Here is an 8,908-nt window from a genome sequence, read left to right on the forward strand (position 1 = left end):
GAGTTCGGTTCGCTGCGTTAGCCTTCGCTGATGGCGGATACACCGGCGAAACTTGTACTCGACGACATCGATCGACTGCTGATCCGTGAGCTGATTGCCGATGGTCGCGCCACTCTGTCCAATCTGGCGGAGAAGGCCAATCTTTCGGTGTCCGCGGTGCAGTCGCGGGTGCGGCGGCTCGAGGCGCGGGGCGTGATTCGCGGCTACACGGCGAATGTCGATCCCGAGGCGCTGGGCCAGATGCTGTCGGCTTTCGTCGCGATAACTCCTCTCGACCCGTCTCAACCTGATGACGCACCCGCACTGCTCCAGCACATTCCGGGTATCGAAGCGTGTCACTCGGTCGCCGGCGATGAGAGCTACATGCTCATGGTGCGGGTGGCCTCGCCCAGGCACTTGGAGCAGCTGCTGCAGGAGATCCGAGCGACGGCCAACGTCCGGACGAGAAGCACCATCATTTTGCAGACATTCTATGACAAGTAAGGTCGCGGCGGCCGCAGACATTCAGATTTCGCGCCGGTCACGGGCGTAATAATTCCGGAACTTACGGGCATGGCCGTAAAAGTTCATTTACGCTGGGTGGCGTGACCCTCGAACTCGATCGGCTCGGGGCGGCCGCCGAAACCACCCTTGTCACCCCCGCCCGGGTGCATGAGATCCTCGCCGGGAGCATTCTCGCCGACGGCTTCGACCTGGTACTGGACCTGCGCGAGTCCCGCGGCCGCCGGCTCGTGGACGCCCGCGACGGCACCGCGTACCTCGACATGTTCGGCTTCTTCGCGTCCTCGACGCTGGGCATGAACCACCCTGCCCTGCTGGGTGACAAGCCCTTTCTGGCCGGCCTCAGCGCGGCCGCGCTCAACAAGCCCAGCAACTCCGACGTCTACACCGTCGAAATGGCGCGCTTCGTGGACACTTTCGTGCGCGTGCTCGGTGATCCGCGGCTGCCGCATCTGTTCTTCATCGACGGCGGTGGCCCCGCCGTCGAGAACGCTCTCAAGACCGCCTTCGACTGGAAGTCGCGCCACAACGAAATGCACGGGCGCCCAGGTGAACTCGGCACCAAGGTGCTGCACCTGACCGGAGCCTTCCACGGCCGCACCGGCTACACGCTCTCGCTCACCAACACCGACCCGGTCAAGACCGCGCGCTTCCCCAAGTTCGACTGGCCCCGCATCGACACCCCGTATGTCGGACCCGATCATCCCGACATCGAGGCCGCCGAGCGGCACGCGCTCGACCAGGCGCGCCGCGCCTTCGACGAAAACCCCCACGACATAGCGTGTTTCATTGCCGAGCCGATTCAGGGAGAGGGTGGCGACCGGCATCTGCGCCCGGAGTTCCTGCGTGCGATGCAGCAGCTGTGCCACGAGCACGACGCGCTGTTCATCCTCGACGAGGTGCAGACCGGTGTCGGCATGACCGGCAGCGTGTGGGCCTACCAGCAGCTCGGCCTCGAGCCCGATGTCGTGGCCTTCGGCAAGAAGACTCAGGTCTGCGGCATCATGGCCGGCGGCCGGGTGGACGAGGTGCCCGACAATGTCTTCCATGTCAGCTCGCGCCTGAACTCCACCTGGGGCGGCAATCTGGCCGACATGGTCAGGGCCCGGCGGGTTTTCGAGGTGTTGGAGCACGAGGATCTGGTGGGCCGAGCCCGGGAGCTGGGCCCGTACCTGCTCACCCGGCTGACCGAATTGTCCACGGCCCATGCGGAAGTCATCGATCCGCGCGGCCGCGGCCTGATGTGCGCCATCACCCTGGCGACCCCGGAGCTGCGTAACGAGGTGGTGAACCGGCTGCGCGAGCAGGAGCACGTCCTGATCCTCGGCACCGGCGAGCGTGGCATTCGTTTCCGGCCGCCGCTGACGGTAACCGAGGCGGAGCTGGACGAGGCCGTGGACGCCCTCGGACGCGTATTGGCCTGAGCCGCAAGCCGACCGGCAGGGTCCGAGTTGTCCCCGTTTGCTGAATAGTCGCCTTTGCCCGAACCGCGTGGTGCGGAGCGACACTCCGTGATCGCGCCGCGAACCTCCATGTCGCCGCCTACTATTCGACGACATGTCAGCTCACCGTAATGCCGCCATGGCACGGTGCACCCTGTGATCGCGCGCCGTGCACGTCTGGGTCTGGTCATTTCCATCGCAATGCTGGCCGGTTGCTCGAGCGGTGGTGCGGTCACCGTGCCGCGCCCTTCCGCGCCCCCGGCCACCCCGCCCGGTGCGGCGGTGGCGCCGGACCTGCTACCCGGCATGCCGCCGCCGCTCTCGCCCGACGACATCTACGCGGCCACCCGCGAACTCAGTCCCGCCGTGGCCGATCAGCCCACCCGCGTCTACGTCCCCAACAGCGAATCCAACACCATCACCGTCATCGACCCGGACACCTTCCAGGTCATCGACACCTTTCCGGCCGGTGGCCGCGAACCCCAGCACGTCGTCCCCGCCTACGACATGCAGATGCTCTACGCCAACAACGATCTCCCCATCGGCAGCGGCAGCCTGCTGCCCATCGACCCCCGCACCGGTGAGGCGGGCGACCCCATCCCGGTCCGCGACCCGTACAACATGTACTTCACCCCGGACGGCAAGTACGCCCTCGTCGTCGCCGAGGCCGACCGATCCCTGGACTTCTACGACCCGCACAGCTGGGAGAAGCTGCACGACATCGCGGTCCCCGACTGCCCGGGCGTCAACCACATGGACTTCACCGCCGACGGCCGCACCGCCTTGGTCAGCTGCGAATTCGGCGGGCGTCTGGCCGTGGTCGACATCGCGGGCCTGCGCCTGCTGCGCATGATCGACCTGCCCGGCGGCCGCTCCGGCATGCCGCAGGACGTCAAGCTCGCACCCGACGGCCGCACCTTCTACGTGGCCGACATGATGGCCGACGGCATCTACGTCTTCGACGCCAAGACCTTCGACAACACCGGCTTCATCGCGACCGGCGCGGGCACCCACGGTCTCTATGTCACCCGCGACTCCAAGCGGATGCTCATCACCAATCGCAAGGAGGGCAGCATCGCGGTCCTGGACTTCGCGACCGGACAGCTGGCGAGCAAGTGGCGGATCCCCGGCGGCGGCAGTCCGGATATGGGAAATCTCTCCGCCGACGGCCGCGTCTTCTGGGTCTCCGGTCGCAACAACGGCGAGGTCTACGCCATCGACATCGTCGAGTGGAAGCTGCTCGCGCGCATCCCCGTCGGCCGCGGCCCGCACGGTCTCACCATCTGGCCCCAGCCGGGCAGATACTCGACCGGCCACACCGGCGTCATGCGTTGAGCCCCTCGGCTTTCCGAGGCGTGCGCGGGCCGGAATCCCGCCGGCCCGCGGTGTGTGGACCCGGCCAAAACCGGGCCGGGATGACTGGGGGAATTTGCTATTGAACAGCGTTCGAGTCGCGCCGGTGCGGCGCTCGAATCGCGCGCTCTACCTGCGGCTTTCTACTGGCGGGTAGCCAATAACCGTACTCGCGAGTAGCCCCGTCTGGATTACGAAGGGGGTCTGGTACTGGTTACACTCCCCGTCATGACGAGTGTCCAGCAGCAGCCTTCGCCGGGGTCGGCGGGCGCCCCTGATATCCACACCACCGCCGGCAAGCTGGCTGACCTGCGCAATCGGCTGGAAGAGGCCAAGCACCCGATGGGTGAGGCCGCGGTCGACAAGGTCCACGCCAAGGGCAAGATGACCGCGCGCGAGCGCATCCTCGCCCTGCTGGACGAAGGCTCGTTCGTCGAACTCGACGCCCTGGCCCGCCACCGCAGCGTGAACTTCGGCCTGGAGAACCAGCGTCCGCTGGGCGACGGCGTGGTCACCGGCTACGGCACCATCGACGGCCGCGACGTCTGCATCTTCTCCCAGGACGTCACCGTCTTCGGTGGTTCCCTCGGTGAGGTCTACGGCGAGAAGATCGTCAAGGTCATGGACCTGGCGCTCAAGACCGGCCGCCCGCTGATCGGCATCAACGAGGGCGCCGGCGCGCGCATCCAGGAAGGCGTCGTCTCCCTGGGCCTCTACGGTGAGATCTTCCACCGCAACATCCAGGCCTCGGGTGTCATCCCGCAGATCTCGCTGATCATGGGTCCGGCCGCCGGCGGTCACGTCTACTCGCCCGCGCTGACCGACTTCGTGGTCATGGTCGACCAGACCTCGCAGATGTTCGTCACCGGTCCCGACGTCATCAAGACCGTCACCGGTGAAGAGGTCACCATGGAGGAGCTGGGCGGCGCCCACACCCACATGGTGAAGTCCGGTGTGGCGCACTACGTCGCCTCCGGCGAGCAGGACGCCCTGGACTACGTCCGCGACCTGCTGAGCTACCTGCCCAGCAACAACCGCGCCGAGGCCCCGCGCTTCCCGGCCACCGCCGCCGCGGGCGCCATCGAGGAGAACCTCACCGAGGCCGACCTCGAGCTGGACACCATCGTCCCGGACTCGCCGAACCAGCCCTACGACATGCACGAGGTCATCAAGCGCCTGGTGGACGACGAGGAGTTCCTCGAGGTCCAGGCCGAGCGCGCGATGAACGTGATCGTCGGCTTCGCCCGGATCGACGGCCGCAGTGTCGGTTTCGTCGCCAACCAGCCCTCCCAGTTCGCGGGCTGCCTCGACATCGACGCCTCGGAGAAGGCCGCGCGCTTCGTGCGCACCTGTGACGCCTTCAACGTCCCGATCATCACCCTGGTCGACGTGCCCGGCTTCCTGCCCGGCACCGGCCAGGAGTACAACGGCATCATCCGGCGCGGCGCCAAGCTGCTCTATGCCTACGGTGAGGCCACTGTGGGCAAGATCACAATCATCACCCGCAAGGCCTACGGCGGCGCCTACGACGTCATGGGTTCCAAGCACATGGGCGCCGACGTGAACCTGGCGTGGCCGACCGCGCAGATCGCCGTCATGGGCGCCTCGGGCGCCGTCGGTTTCGTCTACCGCAAGCAGCTGCAGACCGCGGCCGCCGAGGGCAACGACGTCGACGCGCTGCGCCTGGAGCTGCAGAACGAGTACGAGGACACCCTGGTGAACCCGTACGTGGCGGCCGAGCGCGGCTACGTCGACGCGGTCATCCCGCCCTCGCACACCCGCGGCCAGATCGTGTCGGCGCTGCGGCTGCTGGAACGCAAGATGGTGTCCCTGCCGCCGAAGAAGCACGGCAACATTCCGCTCTGATAATGCGATATGCGCGGTGTGTGGGGCGCACACTGTCGAATGGGACAAAGGTCTCGTACCGCGCACGATCGCCTCATCCGAGCGAAGATGTTCAGGAATGGCCCTCGCCGTCGAGGGTTGTAACGAATACCGTTTGCGGCCCGGACAAACACGGGCCACGAATGCGCCGCACACCCTGCGGCGAACGGACAGGAGGACTGGCGCTGTGACGACCATGGCCGATGAAGAAGTACTGCGCGCCGCCGAACTGGATCTAGCAACCGTCGATGAACTGGCGGACGCCGTCGACACGGCCGTCACCGAGGTCGCACCGTCGAGCACCGACCCGGTCATCCGGGTCCTGAAGGGCAACCCGACCGACCTCGAGCTCGCCGCCCTGCTCACCGTTTTCGCCGCCGCGTCCGCGAGCGCCGCGGCCGCACCGGCCGAGACCGGCCCGGCCGACAACTGGGGTGTGCCGACCCTGATGCACCGTGGCTCTTCCCCCTTCTCGCCCTACGCTTTTCCGGCGCTGTCGCACCGGCGCGACTGACGGCCTGTGACCGTCTTCGTACTAGCGTCTCAATCTCCGGCCCGGCTCGGCGTCCTGCGCAATGCGGGCGTCGAGCCGGTCGTCCGGGTGTCCCATGTGGACGAGGACGCGGTGGCCGCGGCGCTGCCCGCGGATACCGCACCCGATCGTGTCGTCATCGAACTGGCCCGCGCCAAGGCGCGTGAGATCGCCGGTCAGCTGGCGGCCGATCCCACCTTCGCCGATTCCGTTGTGGTGGGCTGCGATTCGATGCTGCTCGTGGACGGCGTACTCCAGGGTAAACCCCTGACCCCCGAGGCCGCCCGCGCGCGCTGGGCCGAGATGGCCGGGCGGAGCGCCGATCTGCTCACCGGGCACTGCGTGCTGCGGCTGCGTGCCGGTGAGGTCACCGCCGAGGCGGCCGACTGTAGTTCCACCACGGTGCATTTCGCCAAGCCCGAACCCGATGAACTCGACGCGTACATTGCGACGGGGGAGCCGCTGCAGGTGGCCGGATCCTTCACCCTGGACGGCCTGGGCGGCTGGTTCGTGGACAAGATCGACGGTGATCCGTCGAGTGTGATCGGTATCGGCCTGCCGCTCGTGCGCCGGCTACTGGCCGAAGTAGGCGTCGGTATTGCGCAGCTGTGGGTCGGTCGCCGCGCGTAGCTGCGGTTCGGTGGCGGTCCGCAGTTGCGGTGCGATACGGCCGGTCGAGGGCGCTAGCCGAGGCTCGCCGGACTCGGCCCGACCCTCCTCGCGCCCGGCCTCGCCGGGGCGCCCCTGCAGTAGTTCCAGACGGGCGACACACAGTTCGGGTTCCACGAACGGGTGTAGGCGCACGGTCACGCTCTCGCGGCCGCCGTTGCGGTCCAGTACTTCTCGCATGAGTCCCAGGTGCACGCCGCACACCACCTCGGAGTGGGTGCGGGCGAGTTCGCGTAGCGGGCAGGCGGTCATGCGGATCAGGGCCGACTCTTCGGTCTCGCCGGCCTGGTCGCGTTCGGGGGCGAAGCCGAGCTCCGACATCAGGGTGACGGTGAGGTCCTTGGCGTCTTCCAGCGTTTCGACGGGCTGGTCCGCCGCTTCCAGTTTCGAGCCCCAGGCGCGCCCGGCCGCGATGGCGGCCTCGGAGCGGCGGCGCGGATCGCTGCCCAGCTGATCGGCGAGCACCTGCGCCAATTCCTGATAACCCACCGATCGCTGTACAGCGGTATAGCCGATGCGCGGGCGACCGCGGCCGCGCGGCGGCTGCTGAAATTGGCGGACCAGCGATTCCCGGGTTAGGACGTCCAAATGAAAACGCACCGTTGTCACATGTTGTCCGGTGACGCGCGCCAGTTCCTGGGCGTCGAGAGGCTCGCTGGCGCCACGTAGGATCGCAAGCAGTCGCCGTCGCGGCCAAGAATCGGACATAGCTCACCCCTCCTCTCGAGAGACTTTATCGGATGAAGCTGCGCTTAATTCGCTCAATCATCCGATTCGTGATCTGAAACGAGTTACGTAACCGCCACATGCCTACGATCGGTGTCGAGATTCGAACCGCCAATACCTAACCCACCACGCGTGAAGGACCACAACGTGCCCGTCGCTCCGGATCCGCATCACTCATTCGGCTCCTACGCACATCCTCACCGACTAGTAACCACAGAGTGGCTATCGGCAAACATCGGCACGCCGGGACTCAAGATCATCGAGTCCAACGAAGACATATTGCTATACGACATCGGGCATGTGCCCGGCGCCATCAAGATCGACTGGCGCACCGAGCTGATCGATCCCCGCACCCGTGACGTCGTCGACGGCGCGGCCTTCGCCGACCTGATGCGGGTCAAGGGCATCGAGCGCGACGACACCGTGGTCATCTACGGCGACAAGTCCAACGGCACCGCGGCCGCCACCCTGTGGGTGTTCTCCCTCTTCGGACACGAGGACGTGCGCCTGCTGGACGGCGGCCGCGACGCCTGGATCTCCGAGGCGCGCGACACCACCTTCGAGGTGCCCGCGTCGGGGCTGGGCGACTATCCGGTGGCCGACCGTGACGACAAGTCCGCCCGCGCGTTCCGTCAGGACGTGCTCGCGCACTTCGGCGGCCCGCTCATCGATGCGCGCGGGTTCGACGAGTACACCGGGGAGCTGGTCGTTCTGGATCGCCCCGAGGAACAGGCGCTGCGCGCGGGCCACATTCCCACCGCGGTCAATATTCCGTGGACCTCCTCGGTCGGCGCGGACGCCCGCTTCCGGCCGCGGGCCGAGCTCGATGTCATCTACGGCGCGGTGGTCACCGGCGTCGCGCCGCTGGTCTACTCGCGGGTCGGCGAACGCTCCGCGCTGACCTGGTTCGTGCTGACATATCTGCTGGGTGTGCCCGGTGTGCGCAACTACGACGGCTCCTGGACCGAGTGGGCCAATGCGGTCGGCGCGCCCATCGTGATCGGCGAAGAACCCGGCGAGCCGCCCATGGTCGTGGCAAGCTCGTAACGCCCGCGCCCCTCCCGGGGTATGCACAGGGGAAGGTCGCGGGAGAGTCTGGTAGAACAGGTTCTAAAAAAGACCGTTCGAAGAGTCGCATTGCTCACTCTTCGGGCCTACTCTTCGGTAGCCCTATCCTCGGTTCGGTGATTGTTGGCACGATGCCTACACTGCCGACAGACGAAAGTATCCAGAGCACAGGAGGCTCAGTGCCCAACCATGCCAACGCGCAGATCACAAAGGTCCTCGTAGCCAACCGAGGCGAGATCGCCGTGCGCGTGATCCGGGCCGCCAAGGACGCCGGTATCGCCAGTGTGGCCGTATACGCCGAACCGGACGCCGATGCGCCGTTCGTCAAGCTCGCCGACGAGGCCTTCGCCCTGGGCGGCCAGACCTCGGCCGAGTCGTACCTGGTGTTCGACAAGATCCTCGACGCCGCCGCCAAGGCCGGCGCGGACGCCATCCACCCGGGTTACGGCTTCCTGTCGGAGAACGCCGATTTCGCGCAGGCCGTGATCGATGCCGGGCTGATCTGGATCGGCCCCTCGCCGCAGTCGATCCGCGACCTGGGTGACAAGGTCACCGCCCGCCACATCGCCGAGCGCGCCAACGCGCCGATGGCCGCGGGCACCAAGGACCCGGTCAAGAACGCCGACGAGGTGGTGGCGTTCGCCAAGGAGTTCGGCGTTCCGGTGGCCATCAAGGCCGCCTTCGGTGGTGGCGGTCGCGGCATGAAGGTCGCGCACACCATCGAGGAGATCCC

At 67.1% G+C, this 8,908-nt stretch carries 9 protein-coding genes; 8 read left to right on the top strand and 1 reads right to left on the bottom strand.

The features are described from left to right. Positions 1–30 precede the first annotated feature (30 nt). The 6 genes from ACFXKA_RS03780 to ACFXKA_RS03805 all read left to right on the top strand — a co-directional run bounded on the left by ACFXKA_RS03780 (position 31) and on the right by ACFXKA_RS03805 (position 6,342). Positions 31–483, top strand: coding sequence for an Lrp/AsnC family transcriptional regulator (locus ACFXKA_RS03780; protein WP_040855781.1), 453 nt, complete (start codon positions 31–33; stop codon positions 481–483). Between the two features lie 101 nt (positions 484–584). Continuing rightward, positions 585–1,925: an L-lysine 6-transaminase gene (lat, locus tag ACFXKA_RS03785; protein ID WP_354830135.1), complete on the top strand. Its 1,341-nt coding sequence runs from the start codon at positions 585–587 to the stop codon at positions 1,923–1,925. Positions 1,926–2,099: 174 nt separating this feature from the next. Beyond that, positions 2,100–3,278, top strand: a complete 1,179-nt coding sequence (locus ACFXKA_RS03790) for a beta-propeller fold lactonase family protein (RefSeq protein WP_379425840.1) — start codon at positions 2,100–2,102, stop codon at positions 3,276–3,278. Positions 3,279–3,524: 246 nt separating this feature from the next. Continuing rightward, entirely contained in the window at positions 3,525–5,162 is a 1,638-nt protein-coding gene (locus ACFXKA_RS03795) for an acyl-CoA carboxylase subunit beta (protein ID WP_354830132.1), read from the top strand. 214 nt (positions 5,163–5,376) lie between these two features. Continuing rightward, entirely contained in the window at positions 5,377–5,694 is a 318-nt protein-coding gene (locus ACFXKA_RS03800) for an acyl-CoA carboxylase subunit epsilon (protein ID WP_354831571.1), read from the top strand. Positions 5,695–5,700: 6 nt separating this feature from the next. Then, entirely contained in the window at positions 5,701–6,342 is a 642-nt protein-coding gene (locus tag ACFXKA_RS03805; protein WP_354830130.1) for a Maf family protein, read from the top strand. On the opposite strand, the gene ACFXKA_RS03810 is transcribed toward ACFXKA_RS03805, so the two are convergent. Continuing rightward, entirely contained in the window at positions 6,286–6,981 is a 696-nt protein-coding gene (locus ACFXKA_RS03810) for a helix-turn-helix transcriptional regulator (RefSeq protein WP_379425842.1), read from the bottom strand. The two genes, ACFXKA_RS03805 and ACFXKA_RS03810, sit on opposite strands and share 57 nt — an antisense overlap. Positions 6,982–7,254: 273 nt before the next feature. On the opposite strand from ACFXKA_RS03810, the gene ACFXKA_RS03815 reads away from it, so the two are divergent. Together ACFXKA_RS03815 and ACFXKA_RS03820 are read left to right on the top strand one after the other, a co-directional pair. Beyond that, entirely contained in the window at positions 7,255–8,154 is a 900-nt protein-coding gene (locus ACFXKA_RS03815) for a sulfurtransferase (protein WP_379425894.1), read from the top strand. A gap of 200 nt (positions 8,155–8,354) precedes the next feature. Then, positions 8,355–8,908 (top strand): biotin carboxylase N-terminal domain-containing protein (locus ACFXKA_RS03820; RefSeq protein ID WP_379425844.1); only part of this gene is annotated, 554 nt, incomplete at its 3' end.

Source organism: Nocardia sp. NPDC059228, assembly GCF_042754245.1.
GTDB lineage: Bacteria > Actinomycetota > Actinomycetes > Mycobacteriales > Mycobacteriaceae > Nocardia.

What these genes read in the sequence shown, in the direction of transcription:
- ACFXKA_RS03780 (WP_040855781.1), top strand. Translation starts at nt 31, where the DNA reads ATGGCGGATACACCGGCGAAACTTGTACTCGACGACATCGATCGACTG.
- ACFXKA_RS03800 (WP_354831571.1), top strand. Translation starts at nt 5,377, where the DNA reads ATGGCCGATGAAGAAGTACTGCGCGCCGCCGAACTGGATCTAGCAACC.
- ACFXKA_RS03795 (WP_354830132.1), top strand. Translation starts at nt 3,525, where the DNA reads ATGACGAGTGTCCAGCAGCAGCCTTCGCCGGGGTCGGCGGGCGCCCCT.